This window comes from Nocardia sp. NBC_01329, from assembly GCF_035956715.1.
Lineage (GTDB): Bacteria > Actinomycetota > Actinomycetes > Mycobacteriales > Mycobacteriaceae > Nocardia.
Genome location: NZ_CP108381.1, coordinates 4,914,313 through 4,933,037, shown reverse-complemented (window position 1 = coordinate 4,933,037; position 18,725 = coordinate 4,914,313). Strand labels below are relative to the sequence as shown.

The 18,725-nt window shown below is 67.1% G+C and carries 15 protein-coding genes; 11 read left to right on the top strand and 4 right to left on the bottom strand.

All coding sequences use genetic code 11. The features are described from left to right. Positions 1-30 precede the first annotated feature (30 nt). The 6 genes from OG405_RS22340 to OG405_RS22315 all read left to right on the top strand — a co-directional run bounded on the left by OG405_RS22340 (position 31) and on the right by OG405_RS22315 (position 7,391). Positions 31-1,572 (top strand): pyridoxal phosphate-dependent decarboxylase family protein, encoded by a 1,542-nt coding sequence (locus tag OG405_RS22340; RefSeq protein ID WP_327148417.1) that lies wholly within the window; start codon positions 31-33, stop codon positions 1,570-1,572. Beyond that, positions 1,565-2,878 carry a lysine N(6)-hydroxylase/L-ornithine N(5)-oxygenase family protein gene (locus tag OG405_RS22335; RefSeq protein ID WP_327148416.1) on the top strand — a complete coding sequence of 438 codons (1,314 nt, stop codon included), beginning with the start codon at positions 1,565-1,567 and terminating at the stop codon, positions 2,876-2,878. Before OG405_RS22340 ends, OG405_RS22335 begins: the two co-directional genes overlap by 8 nt. Before the next feature lie 115 nt (positions 2,879-2,993). Further along, on the top strand, positions 2,994-3,245 hold the full coding sequence (locus OG405_RS22330; RefSeq protein ID WP_327148415.1) for an acyl carrier protein: 252 nt from the start codon (positions 2,994-2,996) through the stop codon (positions 3,243-3,245). Then, positions 3,242-4,408, top strand: a complete 1,167-nt coding sequence (locus tag OG405_RS22325) for an acyl-CoA dehydrogenase family protein (protein WP_327148414.1) — start codon at positions 3,242-3,244, stop codon at positions 4,406-4,408. The genes OG405_RS22330 and OG405_RS22325 overlap by 4 nt, the downstream gene beginning before the upstream one ends. Beyond that, entirely contained in the window at positions 4,405-5,745 is a 1,341-nt protein-coding gene (locus OG405_RS22320; protein WP_327148413.1) for a wax ester/triacylglycerol synthase domain-containing protein, read from the top strand. Before OG405_RS22325 ends, OG405_RS22320 begins: the two co-directional genes overlap by 4 nt. Before the next feature lie 8 nt (positions 5,746-5,753). Continuing rightward, positions 5,754-7,391, top strand: a complete 1,638-nt coding sequence (locus OG405_RS22315) for a long-chain-fatty-acid--CoA ligase (protein ID WP_327148412.1) — start codon at positions 5,754-5,756, stop codon at positions 7,389-7,391. A gap of 58 nt (positions 7,392-7,449) precedes the next feature. Here the strand turns inward: OG405_RS22315 and OG405_RS22310 are convergent, their stop codons facing one another. The 4 genes from OG405_RS22310 to OG405_RS22295 all read right to left on the bottom strand — a co-directional run bounded on the left by OG405_RS22310 (position 7,450) and on the right by OG405_RS22295 (position 11,065). Further along, the gene (locus OG405_RS22310; RefSeq protein WP_327148411.1) at positions 7,450-8,262 is read right to left on the bottom strand and encodes an ABC transporter permease; all 813 of its coding nucleotides are present in this window, start codon (positions 8,260-8,262) and stop codon (positions 7,450-7,452) included. Beyond that, on the bottom strand, positions 8,259-9,089 hold the full coding sequence (locus OG405_RS22305; protein WP_327148410.1) for an ABC transporter permease: 831 nt from the start codon (positions 9,087-9,089) through the stop codon (positions 8,259-8,261). Before OG405_RS22305 ends, OG405_RS22310 begins: the two co-directional genes overlap by 4 nt. Further along, positions 9,086-10,072 (bottom strand): ATP-binding cassette domain-containing protein, encoded by a 987-nt coding sequence (locus tag OG405_RS22300; protein ID WP_327148409.1) that lies wholly within the window; start codon positions 10,070-10,072, stop codon positions 9,086-9,088. Before OG405_RS22300 ends, OG405_RS22305 begins: the two co-directional genes overlap by 4 nt. A gap of 285 nt (positions 10,073-10,357) precedes the next feature. Next, complete coding sequence (locus OG405_RS22295) at positions 10,358-11,065, bottom strand: siderophore-interacting protein (RefSeq protein WP_327148408.1); 708 nt, start codon at positions 11,063-11,065, stop codon at positions 10,358-10,360. Positions 11,066-11,226: 161 nt separating this feature from the next. Here OG405_RS22295 and OG405_RS22290 point away from each other — a divergent pair, with 161 nt between their 5' ends. The 5 genes from OG405_RS22290 (at position 11,227) to OG405_RS22270 (ending at position 18,713) form a co-directional block, all read left to right on the top strand. Beyond that, positions 11,227-13,083: an ABC transporter ATP-binding protein gene (locus OG405_RS22290; RefSeq protein ID WP_327148407.1), complete on the top strand. Its 1,857-nt coding sequence runs from the start codon at positions 11,227-11,229 to the stop codon at positions 13,081-13,083. Then, entirely contained in the window at positions 13,080-14,816 is a 1,737-nt protein-coding gene (locus OG405_RS22285) for an ABC transporter ATP-binding protein (RefSeq protein WP_327148406.1), read from the top strand. The genes OG405_RS22290 and OG405_RS22285 overlap by 4 nt, the downstream gene beginning before the upstream one ends. Before the next feature lie 301 nt (positions 14,817-15,117). Continuing rightward, entirely contained in the window at positions 15,118-16,170 is a 1,053-nt protein-coding gene (locus OG405_RS22280) for a hypothetical protein (RefSeq protein ID WP_327148405.1), read from the top strand. Between the two features lie 270 nt (positions 16,171-16,440). Further along, positions 16,441-17,706 (top strand): SidA/IucD/PvdA family monooxygenase, encoded by a 1,266-nt coding sequence (locus OG405_RS22275; RefSeq protein WP_442790779.1) that lies wholly within the window; start codon positions 16,441-16,443, stop codon positions 17,704-17,706. 65 nt (positions 17,707-17,771) lie between these two features. Further along, positions 17,772-18,713 carry a methionyl-tRNA formyltransferase gene (locus OG405_RS22270; protein WP_327148403.1) on the top strand — a complete coding sequence of 314 codons (942 nt, stop codon included), beginning with the start codon at positions 17,772-17,774 and terminating at the stop codon, positions 18,711-18,713. Positions 18,714-18,725 lie beyond the last annotated feature (12 nt).

Genomic DNA, 18,725 nt, shown 5'->3' with positions numbered 1-18,725 from the left:
ATCCATGTATTGACGTAAATGGGGCTTTTCGTGTCACCTGAATCAGTAACCTCATGGGGGAGATCGTCCAGATTCGCCCGCCCGGGCGCGGGCTGGTCGGAAGTCGGTAGCGGACTGGCACAGCTCGCGACGGCGGTCGAAGGGAGCCACCATCACTCCCCGCTGCCGTCCGGGGCGCCGGCCGAAATGCTCACGGCGGTCGCCGAAGCGCTCGGACCGGAGCGGATTCCGGAGACCGGAACCGGCGAACCCGCCGCGCTGGCACATCTGGCCCGGCTGATCGCGGGCTACGGGCTGGATCTGACGCACAAGGCATGTGCCGCGCATCTGCAGCCGCCGCCGCTGACAGTCGCTGTCGTCGCGGACGCGCTGGCGAGCGCCACCAACGCCTCGCTGGACACCTACGACTCCGGCCCCGCGACGCTCGCGATCGAGAAGTGGACGATCAACGCGCTGGCGCGACTGGCCGGCTTCACCGAATCATCGGGCGGCGTCTTCGGTCCGGGCGGGTCCTATTCCAATCTTCTCGCCCTGCTCATCGCCAGGGATTACGGTGCCGCGCAGCGCGGAATCGATATCCGGTACAACGGGGTGGGGGCGCTACCGCGTCCGGTGGTGTTGTGTTCACGGGTCGCGCACTTCTCCGTGCACCGCGCATGTGCCGCGCTGGGTCTGGGTGAAGCCGCCGTGATCCCCATCGAGGTCGACGCCGACCACCGGATGGTGCCGGAGGCCCTGGAGGCGGCGCTGGCCGGCCTCGGTGAGAGCCACACGCCGGTCGCCATCGTGGCTACGGCGGGTACCACCGACTTCGGCACCATCGATCCCCTTCCCGCGGTGGCCGATATCGCGGCGCGTTACGGGGTGTGGCTGCACGTCGACGCCGCCTACGGCTTCGGATCGTTGTTCTCCGACAAACTCTCGGCGCTGCTGGCCGGGATCGAACGTGCCGATTCGGTAACCCTGGACCTGCACAAGGTCGGCTGGCAGCCGGCTGCGGCGAGTGTGCTGCTGCTCGCCGACGCCCGGCGATTCGCGTCGTTGAACCGGTCTGTGGCCTACCTCAACCCGGACGACGATGTCGAGGCGGGCTACGGGGGTCTGCTGGGGCAGACCTTGCAGACCACGCGGCGCCCGGACGTGCTCAAGGTCGCGGCGACGTTCCTGGCCTACGGTCGCCGGGAACTGGGGGCGATGCTCGACACCTGTCACGAACTGGCCTCCCATGCCGAACGTCGTATCGTCGCGGAGTTGCAGCTCGAGCTGGTCGCGCCGGTCACCCTGACCACGGTGGTGTTCCGGTATCGCTGTGAGGATCTGGATCTGGATCAGGTGAACGCGGAGGTGCGCCGCCGTCTGATCAGCTCCGGCAAAGCTCTCATCGGACGGACACAGGTGCGGGTCAACGGCGAAGGCGAGCCGCGGACCTGTCTCAAATTGACGCTGCTGAACCCGGAATCGAGTGTCGCGGACATCGACGCGTTGTTCGACGAATTGCTGCGTGTGGCACTGGAAGTCGAATCGGAAGGTCTGTCGAGCAGTGTCGGGGAAATGGTGAAGGCCCATGAGTGACATCGAATCGGTCGATATCCTGGCGATAGGCTGCGGCCCGTTCAATCTCGGACTGGCGGCGCTGGCCTCGACCGTCGACGATATCGAGGTCGTGGTGGTCGACTCCGTCGCGGAGTTCCGCTGGCATCCCGGCCTGATGTTCGAGGAAGCGAAACTCCAGGTCAGTTTTCTCTCCGATCTCGTCTCGCTCGTCGATCCGACGCATCCGATGTCGTTTCTCGCCTACCTGGCCGATGTCGATCGGTTGTACCCGTTCCTGGTCCGGGAACAGTTCTTCCCGACCCGGCGCGAGTACGAGGCATACCTGCTCTGGGTGGTGGAACGGCTGCCGTCGTTGCGCTTCGGGACGACTGTCGACGAGATCCGCTGGGACGACGGGCTGGGACTGTTCGAGGTCACGGTGACCACTGCGGGCGGGTCGGCGATGATGCACGCCGGTCACGTGGTGGTGGGGGTCGGCACCGAACCGGCGATACCGCGTGAACTCTCGACGACCGCACCGGCGCTGGTACACAGCTCCGAGTACCTCTACCACCGGGACGAAGCACACGCGGCGAGCGCGGTGACCGTGATCGGGTCGGGCCAGTCCGGCGCCGAGATCGTGATCGATCTGCTCGAGGCGAACCTCGACGGCGGGCCCGCGGTGCGCTGGTGGACCCGCACTCCGTGGTTCGCACCGCTGGACTTCACGAAACTCTCGTTGGAGATGACGACCCCGGCCTATATGGAGTACTTCCACCAACTACCGGAAGCCACCCGGGACCAGGTGCGGGCCGGTCATTGGCAGTTCCACAAGGGGATCTCGGCGGAGACCCTGGATCGGCTGCACGACCTCCTCTACCGTCGTGAACTGCGCGAGAAGGTCGAGCCGGTACAGCTGCGCAACGGAGTCGCGGTCGAGGGTCTCGACACCTTGCCCGATGGACGGCTGCGGATCCGCGGCCGGCACCTGGACACCGGATCGCCGCTGTCCCATACCGCCGATCTGGTCATCGCGGCCACCGGGTACCGCTATCGTAAGCAGGATTTCCTGGCCCCGATCGACGAGCGGCTGCGTCGCGATTCCCGCGGGCGGTTGGTCGTGGACCCGAATCACGCGGTGGCTGCCGACGACGAACTGGCCGGGCGCCTGTTCGTCGCCAACGCCGAGGAGCACACGCACGGTGTTTCCGCACCGAATCTGGATATCGGCGCGGTGCGCAACGCCAAGATCCTCAACACCGTCCGGGGCCGGGAGGTCTACCGCCTGCCTCGACATACAGCATTCACCAGTTTCGCTGTGACGCAGGAGGACATGGACGAGTAGCCCCTCTCCTCGTGGTGCCACATCCGCATTGTTCGCTTTCCCATTTGCCCCGGCCGACTGTGGTCCGAATCCCGGCCCGGCCGAAATTCTCGATTCGTTTCCCTAGGAGTTCCCGATGTCCGACCGTATCCACGCAGCACTGAACAGTATTCTGGAAGAAGATCTCGACCTGGCGCTCGCCGACGTGACCCGATCATCGCTGCTCATCGAGGATCTCGGGCTCGATTCGGTATCCTTTGCCATCGGTGTGGTCGCCATCGAGGAGCGGCTCGGTGTCCAGCTGACCGACCGGGAGATGGCGGACGCCGCGTCGGTGGGCGATCTGGAAGACCTCATCCGGTCGAAAGCCGAGGGCGTCACCCAGTGAGTATCGGTACGCAGGCCGAGTCGTACGACGAGCTGCTCGCCCGAGCGTTCGACGATCGTGTTGTCGCGTGGACCGAACAGGCCGAGACCGAGAAGAAGTTCCCTCGGGCCCTACTGGAGCATCTGGGCGCGGCCGGCGTCTTCGAACGCAAATGGGCGGATCGCAAACTCACCGACCTCGGTGAGCATTTCGCCCTCGCCTTCCAGCTCGGCGCCCTCAATTCGGCGGGTATCGGTGTGGGAGTGAGCCTGCACGATTCCGCGATCGCGATCCTGCGCCGCTTCGCGCGCAACGATTTCCTCCGAGACCTCGCCGACCGGGCCATCCGTACCGAGGCGGTGCTGTGCATCGCGGCCTCCGAGGAGTCCGGAGGCTCGGATCTGCAGAACGCCCGGACCACCATCGAACCGGAGGACGGCGGCTACCGGGTGGTGGGACGTAAGAAATTCGTCTCGCTCTCCCCGATAGCCGATCACATCCTCGTCGTCGGCAGAGGCGCTGCCGGCGGGTCGACCGCCGACCCCGGCAATGTGGCGCTCGTCGCCGTGCCCGCCGCCCAGGCGACGATCGGCACTCCGTACGAGAAGCTGGGTGCCGGGCCGCTGGATACCGCTCCGGTGGCCTTCGACACCTGGGTTCCGGCGGATGCCCTCGTCGCCCGCGCGGGCACGGGATTGGCGGTGATCAGCTGGGGTCTGGCCCATGAGCGTCTATCGGTGGCCGGCCAGATCGCCGCGGCCAGCGACGTGATGCTCGGCGTGACGCTGGCCCGCATGATGGATCGAACCCAGTTCGGTCAGCGGCTCTACGACCACCAGGCGCTGCGGTTACGGGTGGCCGATCTGCAGTCCCGGGTCGATCTGCTGCGCTACGCGCTGGCGGGTGTCGCCGGCGCCGGAAAGATCAATCTGCGCACCGCCGCCGCGTTGAAGGTCACGGCCGCGAATCTGGGCGAGGAGGTGGCCTCGGAATGTCTGCACATCTTCGGCGGTATCGGCTACCTCGAGAGTGAAACCCCGATCGGGCGCTGGTGGCGGGATATGAAACTCGCACGCGTGGGCGGTGGCGCCGACGAAGTGCTGTGGGAGCTGGTGGCGGCGGCGATGAAACCTGATCGGGAGCGCTACCAGAAGATTATGAAGAATCAGGTGGATCACTCATGAACAGTCCTGCCGGCACGGGCGCCGCGACCGCGTCCACTGTCACCGAGCTCGCACCACCGGACCACACCTACCTGCATCTGGACACGAAGAGTCGTCCGATGCACTGGGCGATGGTCCTGGAACTGGATACCGGCGGCCCGCACCTGACCGTCGAGGAGGTGCGTGCGCGGGTGCGTGAGCGCGGCGCGCTATTCGATATCTTCCGCTCGGGGGTCCGCGACGGCCGGTGGCGGAAACCGCAAGTGGTGCTGGCCGACAGTGTGGACGTCGACCGGCACGTCGCGTACGCCGAGTACGCCGATCCCGCGGACCTGCGACAGCGCCTGGCGGCCCTGCACGAGACACATCTACCGCGTTCCGCGCCGTTCTGGGATATCACCCTGTTCACGCCGCGCGGTTCCGGCGCCCAGTTCGTCGTGCTCCGTGTTCATCACAGCCTGTCCGACGGTATCGCCGGCGCGGCGTTCGCCGCTCTGCTGGCTGACGGAACAGCCGATGAACTCGCGGAGTTCGAGCGATTCGCGACGAGCCCGCGCTATCGGATCAGCGAGATCGAGCCGGCGATGCGGAAGGAAGCGAAGACCGCCTTCGACGAGCAGTGGAAGGCGGGGCGTAACGGCCGCGGCTGGCCCGAGCTGACCGGTACGGGCCGGCGCGAGGTCGCGCTGCACAGTGTTCCCACCCGGACGCTGCGGCGGATCGCGAAGCACAACGGCGCCACTGTCCACGAGTTCCTGTTGGCCGCGGTCGGACGCACCGTCAGTCTCGCTCCGCCGAACACGGGAAAGCCACAGGCCGAAACCATTCGGGTCACGCTTCCGGTCACTCACGACGCCGCATTCCGGCACACCGGGAACGCGGTTCTGGTCTCCTTGCTGAACTTGCCCGGAAACGAGGCCGACCTCACTCGGCAGATCGAGCGGTGTCGATCGGAGCTGGCCCTCGTCGAGGCCCGGCGGCCGGAACTGGCACTGGCCGCCACCGATGATCTGCCGAAATTGCCGTGGCCGCTGGCTCGCGCGTTCGCCAACGCCTCTATGGCGCGGATGAGCCCGGATATCCATATCGGGATCAATCCGGGCTTCTCGCGGATTCGTTCCGTGCTCGGGAAGAAGATCACCGAACTGACCCCGATCTCGCCTCTGGTGGGCTACTCGTTCTCGGTGACCGTCCTGATCCTGGGGAACAAGACATCGTTCGGCATCGTCACCGACCCGGCGGCCCTCCCCGGCAGCTACGCCGAAACCTTCGTGGCGCAGTTCGACCGGGTGTTGAACGAGGCCGCGAAACCGGAGGACTCTTCGCTCCGGGTAACCGCTCTGCAGGAAGAAAAGTGAACGTACCGATGAGCAGAATCACCCAATTGCTGTTCGAACAGCCCGTTTCCGAGACGACCGGTCTCTGGAGCGGTGACGATCCGGCGGATCTGACCTTCCGCTCATGGGCGCAAGTGCGCTCGACGGCCGCGAAAGCAGCCGCGGGGCTGGCCCGGGCCGGCGTCGACCACGGGAGTTCCGTCGCCATTCTCGCCGGCGGCGCCGCCGATGTCGCAGTGCTCGTCCAGGCGACCTGGATGCGGGGCGCGGCGTTCACGATGCTCCATCAGCCCACGCCGCGCACCAACCTGGAAACCTGGGTCGAGGACACCCGCGCGGTGATCCGGATGCTGGACGCCCGGGTGCTGGTGGTCGCGGAGCCGTTCACCGATGCCGTGCGCGGTCTGGATCTGGGTGTCGTGATCGTGCCGGTCGACGAGATCTTGACCGCCGCGCCGGAACAGGCACCGGTGCCGACCGGTGAAGACGATATCGCCGTTCTGCAGCTGACCTCCGGGACTACGGGAGTACCGAAGGCGGTGGCCATCTCCTACCGGAATCTACACCGGAACCAGCAGGCCATGGTGAGTGCGGCCGGTTTCCGGCCCGATGATGTAGCCGTCAGCTGGCTGCCTCTTTACCACGATATGGGCATGGTGGGCCTGTTGATGACACCGATATTCGCGCAGGCGACCACGGTTGTCATCACACCGCTCGCCTTCCTGAAGAATCCGCTGTCCTGGGCCGAACTCATCACCCGGTTCCGTGGCACCTTCACCGCGGCACCGAATTTCGCCTATTCCGTGCTCGCGCGGCGGCTGCGGCGGGCTGCCGACGGTGCCTACGACCTGTCGTCGTTGCGTGTATGCGTCAACGGCGCGGAGGCTGTGGACGAGAGCACGCTGCGAGAATTCATCGATGAAGCGGCGCGGTTCGGGCTCCGACCGGAATCGCTGATGCCCGCGTACGGGATGGCCGAGACCACACTCGCGGTGTCGTTCACCGGGGCGGACGCCATGTACTCCGTGGATATCGTCGACGCGGACCTGGCCGAGCGCGACGGCATCATCGGGCGCGAGCCCGCCGCGCGATCACGGACTCTGATGCGACTCGGGGTTCCCGTTCCCGGGATCGAACTGAGGGTCGTCGACGAGTCCGGGGTCGCGCTGCCCGCCGACCGTATCGGCACGCTGTTGGTCCGTGGTGACGCGGTCACCACGCGCTACCTCGGACCGGACGGATACGTCTCGGCCGTGGACGCCGACGGCTGGTTGTCCACCGGCGATCTCGGATATCTCACCGAGAACGGTGAAGCCGTGGTGACCGGGCGCAAGAAGGACGTCATCATCGTCGCCGGCCGCAATATCTCACCGGTGGTCGTGGAGCGAGCCGCTGTCGGTATCGCCGGTGTACGCCCCGGAAGTGTGGCCGCGCTCGCGGTCCGGCTACCGAGTATGGCCCGGGAAGGTATCGCGGTCATCGCCGAATCCGATGCGGCCGATGATGTGGACGAATGTGAACGGATCCGGAAAGAGGTCGCCCGCGCGGTCTTCGACGATGTGGGTATCGCACCGGCCGTGGTCACCGTGGTGCGCAAGGGCGCGTTGCCGAAGACCCCGTCGGGGAAGCTACGGCGGGCCTCGGCCGCGAGCTTGATCCCGAGCTGACAATGCGGAAGGGACCCGCGCCGCTTCGTCTCGGCGTGGGTCCCTTTCCCGTTGCGAGTCAGCGGCGTTCGGCTGCCCGGCGGTAGCCGCGTACCGCCACCGGGCCGAATACCACGACCAGGCCGACCGTCCAGGCGACGGTGGTGGCCAGCGGTGCGGCCACCGGGCCGCCCTCGGTCAACCCGCGGACCGCATCGATGGCCGGGCTCATCGGCTGATGCCGGACCACCGGCTGCAACCAGCCGGGGTATTCGGAGACGGGTGCGAAGCCGCCGTTGAAGAACAGCAGCAGCAGGAAGAGTCCACCCAACTGCTGTACGGCCTGCCTGCCCGAGGCCACCGTCGCCATCGCGATAACGGGTACCGCGATACCGATCGCGAACACCATCGGGACGAGGACGGCGCCGATACCGGCGGCGATGCCGTGTTCGAGGCGGAATCCCAGCGGTACCGCGACGCAGAACAGGACCACGGTGGCGATCCCGGTGCGCAGGGCTTCGGCGATCAGGCGCCCGGCGATGAAGCCGGACCGGGGGACCGGCAGCGTCCACATCCGGGCCAGCAGGCCGGTATCACGTTCGTGGATCAGGCTGATCGCCGTGGCGAGGGTGCCGAACAGCGCGCCGACCAGAGCGACCAGCCCGGTATTGCCGTAGACGCTGTCGCCGCCGCCCATCGAGGTCACGGTCTTGCCGAGAACCAACTGGAACATCAGCAGCATGAAGGCGGGAAAGACCAGTGATTGCACCACGATTCCGGGATCGCGGGACCAGGTGCGCAGTAGCGCGCCCGCCTGGACGAAGGAGTGCCGCACTCCCGGCACGGTCTGTCGCGCCTGCCATATCCGGGGCGTCGTGATCGTCGTGTTCATCGTTTCACCTGTGCTCGGCCGGCTGTGATTATGGCCGCGCCTCCCGCGGCGAGGAGCCCGGCGGACCACGCCAGGGCTGCGGTGAGGTCGATGCCGGTCCCGGTCGCCAATTCGCGGAGGGTACCGGCGAAAACGGACAGTGGCTGGTTCCGGACGAAGGGTTGCGCCCAGTCCGGGAAACCCTCGGCGGGAACGAGACCGGTCGATGCCATCACCAGGATCAGTTGCGGGATCATCAGAATGCTCGCGATGGATACCGAGTTGCGGGCGACCGTGCCGATGGCGTCGGTGAGCATGCTCAGCGCCAGCCCGAACACGACGACGAGTGCCATGAAAACGAGCGTGTGCCACAGCGATCCCTCGAAGCGGAATCCCAGTGCGTAGCCGATGGCCAGACCACCGGCCAGGGCCAGCACCATGCGAACGACCACCCAGGCCATCCGGCCGAGGAACGGTGTGACCCGCGGGATGGGCAGCGACATCATGCGCTCGTGCACCCCGGCGCGCGCATCGTGCCCGGCCGACTCGGTAGCGGTGATCGCGGTGAACAGCCCGGCCTGCAACAGGATGATCGGGGTCAGGAACTGGGCGTAGTCGGCTCCGCCGAGTTCGAATTGGCGGTGTAGCGGCACGTAGAAGCAGAGGAAGAAGACCACCGGCCCGAGAACGGCGAAGACGACATCGCCGGATCGGAATGCCGCCAGCACTTTCTGGCGGGCCAGCGTGGCGGTGGCCGCGACCGGTCCCACCGAGGTCCGGGCCACCGCACCGCCCTGGCCGCCCTGGGAGCGGGTGCGGGGTGTGGTTTCGACGGTGGTCGTGGTCATCGTGGTGTCTCCGTCAACTGGAGCAACACCTCGTCCAGCGACGGCTGCCGGAGGCCGATATCGACGACTTCTATCCCCGCGTTCTCGAGCCGGGTGATCACACCGGAAACGGTGGACATACCGTTCGGGGCCCGCACCACGAGCCGCGGGTGCGCCTGAGCTCCGGAGGCGGTCCCTTCGCCGGGCGCCTCGACCAGTTCCAGACCGTCGAGCAGGGTGAGTACCCGGGCGGTGTCGTCGCGTTCGACCAGGGTCACTTCGCAGACGGCCGCGCCGACCTGCTGTTTGAGGCGGCCCGGCGTCCCGGCCGCGACGACCGAACCCTGGTTCAGCATCACGATGTGATCGGCGAGACGGTCCGCCTCCTCCAGGTACTGGGTCGTCAGCAGCACCGTGATCCCTTCACCGCGGAGCGCGGCGACGGTATCCCAGACCGCTGCGCGGCTGCGCGGGTCCAGGCCCGTGGTCGGCTCGTCGAGGAAGAGCACCTCGGGGCGGGTGACCAGCGCGCTCGCGATATCGACCCGCCGTTGCATACCCCCAGACAGCGCGCCGACCCGCCGGTCACGTGCCGAGCCCAGATCGAACTGTTCGACGAGTTCGTCGATCCGGATGTGCAGGGCGCGCCCACGCAGGCCGGTCAGCCGCCCGAACACCGACAGGTTCTCCACCGTGGTGAGTCCCTCGTCCAGCGAGGCGTATTGGCCGGTGAGTGAGACCAGTTCGCGCACTCGCGCCGCCTCGGTGACCACATCCCGGCCACAGATACGGGCGCTGCCCGAGGTCGGTCGTTGCAGCGTCGACAGGAGTGTGACGGTGGTGGTTTTACCACTGCCGTTGGGTCCGAGGAGGCCGAGCACCTCACCGCGGGCCACCTCGAACGAGATGCCCTTCAGGGCGGATACCGCGCCGTAGGTCTTGACCAGTTCGGTGACCTGGATCGCGGGTTCCGCCGACGCCTCTGCTCTTTCCCGGGTGGTCATGCCGCGAGCGCCGGGTGTTCGGGCCGGGGCGCGTGCCCGGATGTAGAACCCGCTGCGGGCCGCCGCGGCGGATATATCGAGCCGGACGGATCCGCGGCCGGTGAATCGGCGATCAACGACATGGCACTCGCTCCTCCCATCGGACGGGTGCCGCTTCCGCTCCCGCCGCTTTGTTAGGCAAGGCTATACTATCTTTCCTGAGTTCCGGTGATCGGAATTGCGCTGCTCACCAATGCCATTCGTGCCGAGTCCGGACCGGGCCGCCTCATTGGCAGCTGCCGGGGGCTACCGCCAGTAGCCCTGGGCCTTGATCTGCGTTTTCGGTAGGGCGTGGGTGGTGCGGAAGGTTTTCACCATGGCGCGGGTGGTGGCCGCGTCGCAGGCCGCCCAGGCGAACGCATCCGGGCCGACGCTGAGCTCCTCGGCCAGTTCGCGCATGGCGCGGCCGTCGTCGATGCGCTGTACCCAGGTCACCGAGTGGTGCGGTTTGTTGCGTACCGGCAGGGTGGGGTCGGAGTCGTACTGCCATTCCAGCCAGATCCGGGCCGGGGTATCGCCGATGGCGTCGAGCAGGGTGTTGATCGCGGGCAGGGAGGCGGGATCACCGAAGATCACATATTCGCTGGGCGTGACCGCGGGTAGCTGGAAATTCGAGCCGAGGACCGAGGTCTCGAGTTCGTCGCCGACCTGGGCGCGTTCGGCCCATTGTCCGGCCGGGCCGCTGTGAACGGCGAACTCGATGTAGAAGTGGTCGTTGCCGGGGTCCTGGTCGATCAGTGTGTAACCGCGCTGGTGCAGTTTGTCGCTGTCCGGCTCGGGGACCCACAGTCGGATGAACTGGGTGGGGTGGACCGGATGGTCTTCCATCAGGCCACCGGCGGTGAAGCCGATGCGGATGTATTCATCGGTGATCCGCTCGGTGGAGGTGACTTTCAGCCGATAGTCGTCGGCCCGCCACATCTTCATGATTACGCCGTTACTGCCTCTTCCCATGCAGGTTAGCTTAACCTAACTCCGCGTTGGGGGTGCTGTTCGGCGATCGATGTCGATCGCGCGGTCGGCGGCGCCCCGGGCAACTTAGCCTTACCTATCTTTTTCGGGGGTTGCTGTGTGAAGATGAGGGCCATTCAGGACGACGGCCGGAAGGCGAGGACATGACTGTGGAGGCCGCGCCGCTGCCTGCGGCGGAGACGGGGAACCGGCCCCCGCGCGCGCAGGTGAAGGCGCAGAAGAAGCGGGAAGCGCTGGCGCGCAAGGAGATTCTCGCGCCGGTGAACGGTGCGCTCCGGATCGCGAGCGTGCTCGTCGCGGTGGCCGCGATCGCTACCGTTGTACCGTTCGTGCTCATCGTGGAGGCCTGCCGCGAACTGCTCGACGAACAGATCGATACCGACCGCGTCTGGGCGCTGCTCTGGGCGGCCGCGATCGTACTGGCGGTGCGCGGCATCCTGCAGGCCGCGGCGTTGAGCTGGTCGCATTATGTGGACGGCGGATTCCAGTTGTCGGTGCGCCGGGCCCTCGCCGACAAATTGACCCGGGTTCCGCTCGGCTGGTTCACCGACCGCACCTCCGGTGACGTCAAGAAGTATCTGCAGGACGACGTCGAGGCGCTCCACTATCTCGTGGCGCACGCGCGTTTGGATTTCGTCGGCGGTGTGGTCGTCCCGGTGGTGACCCTGGTCTATCTGTTCGCCGTGGACTGGCGACTCGCCCTGGTCCTGCTGATTCCGCTGCTGGCCTACGGGATCTCGCTGAGCAAGATGATGGACCAGACCGGCCGGGACCGGCTCGCGGTGTACAACCGCTGGGAGCGTCGCGTCCAAGCGGCGACCATCGAGTTCGTGGACGGTATCCAGGTGGTCCGCGCGTTCGGTCAGGCCGGGAAGGCGCACCACGAGTTCCGGACCGCGGTGGACGGCCAGACCGCGGCGTTCACTCGCTGGAAGACCCCGCTCGTCCGACTGCAGGCGGTTTCCGATATCACGTTGTCGCCGGTTTTCGTGATGCTGGTGATCGTGATCGCGGGTCTCGGTGCGGTCGGCGCGGATTGGATACAGCCGCTCGATCTGCTGCCGTTCCTGCTGGTCGGGCTCGGGGTGGGCAGTTCCCTGCTGGGGCTCGGTTACGGCGGACAGGCATTGCGTGCGGCCGGCGCGGCCGCGGTGCGGTTACACGAACTCCAGCACACCCCGGAACTGCGCGCGGGCGCTCCGGCGGCGGCGGGCGATACGGCCTCCGGCACGGAACCCGGACTGGTCCGGTTCGAGGGGGTCGGGTTCGGCTATCGCGAAGACCATCGTGTTCTGCGCGATATCGAGTTCGAACTGCGTCCGGGCACTCTCACGGCCCTCGTCGGACCCAGCGGTGCGGGTAAATCCACACTGGCCGAACTGCTGCCCCGCTTCTACGACGTCGACAGCGGGCGGATCACCATCGGCGGCCGCGATATCCGCGATTTCGGCACCGAGGAGCTGTATCGCACGGTCGGGTTCGTGTTCCAGGATGTCCGGCTCATCCGCGGATCCATCCGGGAGAATCTGCGCCTGGCCCGCCCCGATGCCGACGACGCGGCGCTGGAGGTGGCGGCACGGGCGGCTCGGATCCACGATCGGATCCTCGCGCTTCCCCGCGGCTACGACTCGGAGATCGGGGTGGACGCCAGTCTCTCCGGGGGCGAGGCGCAGCGACTGTCCATCGCGCGAGTTCTGCTCGCCGATACCGCGGTGCTGGTCCTGGACGAGGCCACGGCCTTCGCCGATCCGGAATCGGAGGCCGCGGTACAGGACGCGCTGGCGGAATTGGTGGCCGGCCGCACTGTCCTGGTGATCGCGCATCGGCTGCACACCATCACGAATGTGGACCGGATCCTGGTGTTGGAGAACGGAACCCTGGTCGAACAAGGTGACCATGCCCAGTTGAGCGTGGCGGGCGGGACCTACCAGCGGCTGTGGGAGATCAACGAGGCCGCGCTCGGTGCGGTCGAGTCGGTGGAGAGCGGGGAAATCCGATGATCGAGAAGTTGCTCACGCTGGTCCCGCGCGAGTCCGCGCCGCTGACCCCGCGGATGTTCGCCGCGATCGTGGCGCAGGCATTGTTCCAGGCAATCGCCTACGTGCTACTGGTACCGCTGCTCGAAGCGCTGTTCGGTGACGATCTGCCGCGTGCGTGGTTCTGGGCGCTGTTGATGCTCGCGGCCGTCGCCGCCGTGGCGGTGTTCGGCTACCTGCAGTATGTTCTCGCGCTGCGAATCGCCGTGGGTATGCAGCGTGATCTGCAGACCCGGATCGGTGATCATCTGAACGCCCTGCCGCTGGGCTGGTTCGAGACCCGGGGCGCGGGGCCGCTGTCCCGTTTGACGGTCGAGAACGTGCGCGAGATCCAGCAGGCCTTCGCGTATCTGGTGGCCAAGGTGCTCAACAGCGTCGTGGTGCCGCTCGGCGTCGCGGTGGGGATGCTGTTCGTCGACTGGCGGATCTCATTGGCGATGCTGCTGGCCGCGCCGCTGCTCTTCCTGGTGAACAGCGTGGCGGCCCGCTCCTACGCCGCTGCGGATCGTCGGGCACATGCGGCCGCTGCCGAAGCCGATGCGCGCGTGGTCGAATTCGCGCAGGCGCAGCCGGTGCTCCGGTCGCTGGGCGCGGTCGGCGCCGGTAACCGGGCGCTGGATACGGCGCTGTCGGAGCAGAAGGCAGCGTCGACTCGGCTGGTGTTCGCGTCGGTACCCGGATTGATGGTGTTCTCGCTGTGCGTGCAGGCGGTGTTCATGGTGCTCGCCTATATCGTGGTCAACCGGGTGACCGGCGGGTCTATATCGGTCCCGGTGGCGATCGCGCTCATCGCGGTCAGCGCACGCTTCATCGAGCCGCTGAACCAGGCCGCGCAGCTGGGCACCGGGCTCCGGGGTGCGGCGGCATCGGTCGATCGGGTGACCGAATTGCTGGCGGAACCGACACTGCCGGAGGCGGATGAACCGGTGACGCCGGGTGCGCCGAATATCGAGTTCGAGAACGTGAGCTTCGGATATCCCGCGGGCGAATCGGTACTGTCCGAATTGACCTTCAGCGTGCCGGCGGGTACCACCACGGCGGTGGTCGGGCCCAGCGGTGCGGGTAAGACCACGCTGCTGCGGCTGGTGGCCCGCTACTACGACGTGGATTCCGGTCGAGTGGTGGTGGGTGGCCACGATGTGCGGAAGCAGCCGTCGGCAACGCTGCTGAGCCAGCTGTCGCTGGTGTTCCAGAACGTGTATCTGTTCAACCGCTCGGTCGCCGAGAACATCCGGATCGGCCGGCCCACGGCCACCGACGAAGAGGTGCGCCGGGCGGCGGAGACGGCCCGGGTGGACGAGATCGCCGAACGGCTGCCCGACGGTTACGGATCCGCGGTCGGTGAGGGCGGAGCGTTGCTCTCCGGCGGTGAGCGGCAGCGGGTTTCGATCGCCCGCGCGCTGCTCAAGGACGCACCGATCGTGCTGTTGGACGAGGCAACCAGCGCGCTGGATCCGCACAACGAGGCGGTGGTGGTGCGTGGTGTCCACGAGGTGACCCGGGACAAGACCGTGGTCGTCGTGGCGCACCGGTTGGCCACCGTCGCGCACGCCGATCAGATTCTGTTCCTCGACGGTGGCCGGATCGTGGAACGTGGTACCCATGCCGAACTGCTGGAACTCGGCGGGCGCTATGCCGATTTCTGGAACGAGCGGGCTCGGGCCGGTGGCTGGCGTCTGGAACATATTACGGTGTAACGGGATTCGACCGGCCGGGATCCGTCGTGGGCGGCGGGCCCGGCTGCGGCATCGGATACTCCCGGTTCGGCGTGCTCGAATTTCGGGGGTATGCGTCGCTCCCGGCGCAGACGTGTTAGCTTAGCCTAAGCGAATCTCGAGAAGAGAATATCCGGTGGCGGTATAAAGAATCGGATTCTTGAGATGTAAGGTAAGCCTAATTCGAAGGGGTTGGAGGTGCGGTGGCGACCGAGCCGACGACCAGTGCGGCGGGAGCGACGGTGGACGAAACCGGGCTCGCTGCGGTGCCAGGAGGTGACTGATGACCGTCGTCGACGAAATCAGGGGTATCGACTCGTTCGTCGTGCCGAGTCCGACGACCGTCGAGCGGGAACGGATACTCGGGGAATGGGCGACGGGTGTCGAACCCTACGATGTCTCCGCGCTGGTTACCGTCATAAGGCACGGCCATATGGTGCCCGGTACCCGGGTGGCGGCTCGCTGCGCCGGTGACGTCGTCACCTACGGCGATCTGTTTGACGGCCGCGGTGTCGCCGGGGGAGTGCGTGAATCGTCCGTGCGGCCCACTCCGGGCGGAATCGCCGCATTGCTGGCCGAATTCGTCACCGCGTCCCGGGTGGGCGCCGGTCGATTCGGTACCGGTGGCCTGCTGCTGAGCGCCGATGCGCTCGCGGTCGCCGTCGCCGATCGGCGCAATATCGCCGCCGACCGGCGGCCGCGCCGGGTGGATCCGGCGATGCGACCCGCCGATGTCCGGTTGCTGGCGCTGCCCTGGGGAGACCCGCAGAACACCGTCGACCTGCTGGCGGCCTGGTCCTCGGGTGCCTCGGTGGTGGTGCCGACCGACGCGCAGCGCCGGGATCCGGCCGCGCTGGCCGGCCTCATCGATACCTACGGGGTGACTCAGGTGGTGGCCGAGGCCGGACTGCCGATTCGATTCGTCGAGGACGGCGTGGATCGGTTGCCGACAGTGGCACGTTGGGACCTGGCCGGTACCGGCGGCGGGTCGATGCTGCCGGAAGCGGTGCGCTGTTTGTCGCCGGATGCCGTGGCGACAGTCGCGTTCCATGCCCCGGCATACCTGGGTGCGGTGTCGCGCGGTCCGCTGGCGCCGACCGCCTGGACTCGGCCGGTGCCCGGCGCCAAGGTGCTGCTACTCGACGAGGGCCGCCTGGTGGCGCCCGGAGTGGTCGGTGATGTCCATGTGGGCGGGCGGGCGCTGGGGGCCGAGTTCGCGCTGAGTCGCGATCGCGACAGGTTCGTCGACGATCCCTACGATCCGCCCGCCGGTCTGTTCCGGACAGGTCATCGGGGCTGGTGGACCTCTGAGGGTCGTCTCATCATCGAATCGTGACTCCGGGCGGGCTCGAGCGAAGCCCGGTGGCGGAAGGTGATCCGACGGTTGCTCGGCCGACGTTGTTGCGGCGCGGGGGAATCGGGCCGCGTCGATTTCGAGGATGAGGCCGCCCCCTGTTGTAAGGTAAGCCTATGCGAACCTGAGTGGATCGAGTGGCCCGGTGCGGTGATCGCCATCGCGCGACGTGCGGGCGACGCCGACGAACTGCCGGGAAAGTTGGGAGAACCAGTGGACAGACTTCTGGTGGTCGGTGCGGGCCCCAAGGCCATGGCCGTAGCGGCCAAAGCGTACGTACTGCGCGAACTGGGACTGCCCGCGCCGCAGGTCACCGTGGTGGAACCGAATGCGGTGGGCGGGAACTGGCTGCCCAGCGGTGGCTGGACCGACGGCAGGCACCGGCTCGGGACGAGTCCGGAGAAGGATATCGGCTTCCCGTATCACTCGACCTGGGCCCGCGGTCACAATCACGCCGTCGACCAGGCCATGATGGCCTTCGGCTGGACGGCCTTCCTGGTCGATCGCGGTACGTATGCCGAATGGGTGGATCGGGGGAGGCCGAGCCCGGAGCACACCCTGTGGGCGAAATACCTACAGTGGGTCGCGCGCAGATCGGGGGTCGAGGTGATCCGCGGCCGGGTTCGATCCATCCGCGCCGAGGGGGCCGGCTGGCAGGTCACCGTCGCCGATGCCGCGGGTGCGGCGGTCGAGACCGGCGCGGATCGGTTGATGATCACCGGCCCGGGCGACAGCGGGCGAGCGCTCGCCGACCATCCGAAGCTCCTGAGTATCGCGGATTTCTGGGATCTGGCCGGTCGGCGGCAGTTGCCGGTCTCCTCGCGGGCGGCCGTGATCGGTGGCGGTGAGACGGCGGGCTCGGCCATGGACGAACTCGTGCGCCACGATGTGCTGACCGTTTCGGTGATCTCGCCCGCGGCCACCATCTACACCCGGGGTGAGAGTTATTTCGAGAACTCGCTGTTCAGCGATCCCGCCAAATGGCGGGCGCTCAGCATTGCCGAACGCCGCGACGTGGTGCGGCGGACCGACCGGGGTGTCTTCTCGGTCCGGGTGCAGGAAACCCTGCTCGCGGACAACCGGGTTCATCACCTGCAGGGTCGGGTCGTGCGGGTCGCCGACGAGGGTGACGGGGTCGCGCTCACACTGCGAAACGAATCGCGGCTCGACCAGGCGCATGCCTTCGATCTCGTCGTGGATGCGACCGGCGGGCAGCCGCTGTGGTTCCTCGATCTGTTCGACGAGGAGGCGGCCGATCTGTTCGAGTTGGCTGTCGGTGGTCCGGTGACGCAGGCCAGGATCGAAGGTTCGATCGGATACGACCTGGCGGTCGACGGATTGCCCGCGAAGCTGTACCTGCCGAATGTGGCGGGCCTCGCCCAGGGCCCCGGTTTCCCGAATCTCAGTTGTCTGGGCGAACTCTCGGACCGGATTCTGGCGAGCGCCCCCGCGGCGCCCGCCGCCTCCGGTGTACAGGGGGCGGTTTCCGTGGTGCCGGAGCGGGTCGCCAGCCACTGAAGTTCAATGAAGAAGGGTAGCCTGCCCTTACTTCTATCCGTATCGCCTATAGATGAGGTTCGTTGATGCGTATCGTGTCGTTCGGGTTCCAGACCTGGGGACGAAAGACTCTGCAAGCGCTGATCGATTCCGAGCACGAGGTGGTGCTCGCGGTAACCCACCCCGCCAGCGAGGATTCCTATAAGGGGATCTGGTCGGATTCGGTGGAGGAGCTGGCACGGGAGTGCGGAATCCCGGTCCACCTGACCGAACGCGCCGACGCCGAGACGATCGATCTGGTCAAGCGGACCGAACCGGATGTCATCGTGGTCAACAGCTGGTACACCTGGATGCCGCCGGAGTTGTACGACATGCCCACCTACGGCACGCTCAACCTGCACGATTCGCTGCTCCCGAAGTTCACCGGGTTCTCTCCGGTGCTGTGGGCGCTGATCAGCGGCGCCTCCGAGTTCGGCCTGACGGTGCATCGGATGGACGAACAACTCGACACCGGCGATATCCTCGTGCAGCATTCGCTGCCGATCGGGCCGCGGGCCACCGGCACCGAATTGGTCCTCGCCGGTATGGAACTCATTCCCGGCGCGGTTCACGAAGCCCTGGACGCACTCGCTTCCGGGACCGCGCAGTGGCGGCCGCAGGACAAAGCCGCACGTACCTACTTCCACAAGCGTTCCGATCGGGACAGCCGCATCGACTGGAATCGGTCGGCCACGGAGCTGGAGCGCTTCGTCCGGGCACTGTCGGCGCCGTACCCGCGCGCGTTCAGCCACTACCGCGGCGAACGGATCGAGGTGCTCGAGTCGAGTGTGTCATCGGCCCGGTACGGCGGCACTCCCGGACGGGTCATCGTGCAGGAGGGCGGTGGCGTGGTGGTGAGCGGGCCGGACGCCTATCGCGGTGACAACCACGGATTGCTCGTCACCCGGGTACGTACCGTCGACGGCGCCGAACACAGCGGCGCCGAATTCTTCCGGCGTGGCGGGTATCTGACCGACGCGGCGGAATGATCCGGCCGCGGC

Coding starts and splice junctions, on each gene's coding strand:
- OG405_RS22335 (WP_327148416.1), top strand. CDS start 1,565: ATGAGTGACATCGAATCGGTCGATATCCTGGCGATAGGCTGCGGCCCG.
- OG405_RS22330 (WP_327148415.1), top strand. CDS start 2,994: ATGTCCGACCGTATCCACGCAGCACTGAACAGTATTCTGGAAGAAGAT.
- OG405_RS22320 (WP_327148413.1), top strand. CDS start 4,405: ATGAACAGTCCTGCCGGCACGGGCGCCGCGACCGCGTCCACTGTCACC.
- OG405_RS22315 (WP_327148412.1), top strand. CDS start 5,754: ATGAGCAGAATCACCCAATTGCTGTTCGAACAGCCCGTTTCCGAGACG.
- OG405_RS22310 (WP_327148411.1), bottom strand. CDS start 8,262: ATGAACACGACGATCACGACGCCCCGGATATGGCAGGCGCGACAGACC.
- OG405_RS22305 (WP_327148410.1), bottom strand. CDS start 9,089: ATGACCACGACCACCGTCGAAACCACACCCCGCACCCGCTCCCAGGGC.
- OG405_RS22300 (WP_327148409.1), bottom strand. CDS start 10,072: ATGACCACCCGGGAAAGAGCAGAGGCGTCGGCGGAACCCGCGATCCAG.
- OG405_RS22295 (WP_327148408.1), bottom strand. CDS start 11,065: ATGGGAAGAGGCAGTAACGGCGTAATCATGAAGATGTGGCGGGCCGAC.
- OG405_RS22290 (WP_327148407.1), top strand. CDS start 11,227: ATGACTGTGGAGGCCGCGCCGCTGCCTGCGGCGGAGACGGGGAACCGG.
- OG405_RS22285 (WP_327148406.1), top strand. CDS start 13,080: ATGATCGAGAAGTTGCTCACGCTGGTCCCGCGCGAGTCCGCGCCGCTG.
- OG405_RS22280 (WP_327148405.1), top strand. CDS start 15,118: ATGACCGTCGTCGACGAAATCAGGGGTATCGACTCGTTCGTCGTGCCG.
- OG405_RS22275 (WP_442790779.1), top strand. CDS start 16,441: ATGGCCGTAGCGGCCAAAGCGTACGTACTGCGCGAACTGGGACTGCCC.
- OG405_RS22270 (WP_327148403.1), top strand. CDS start 17,772: ATGCGTATCGTGTCGTTCGGGTTCCAGACCTGGGGACGAAAGACTCTG.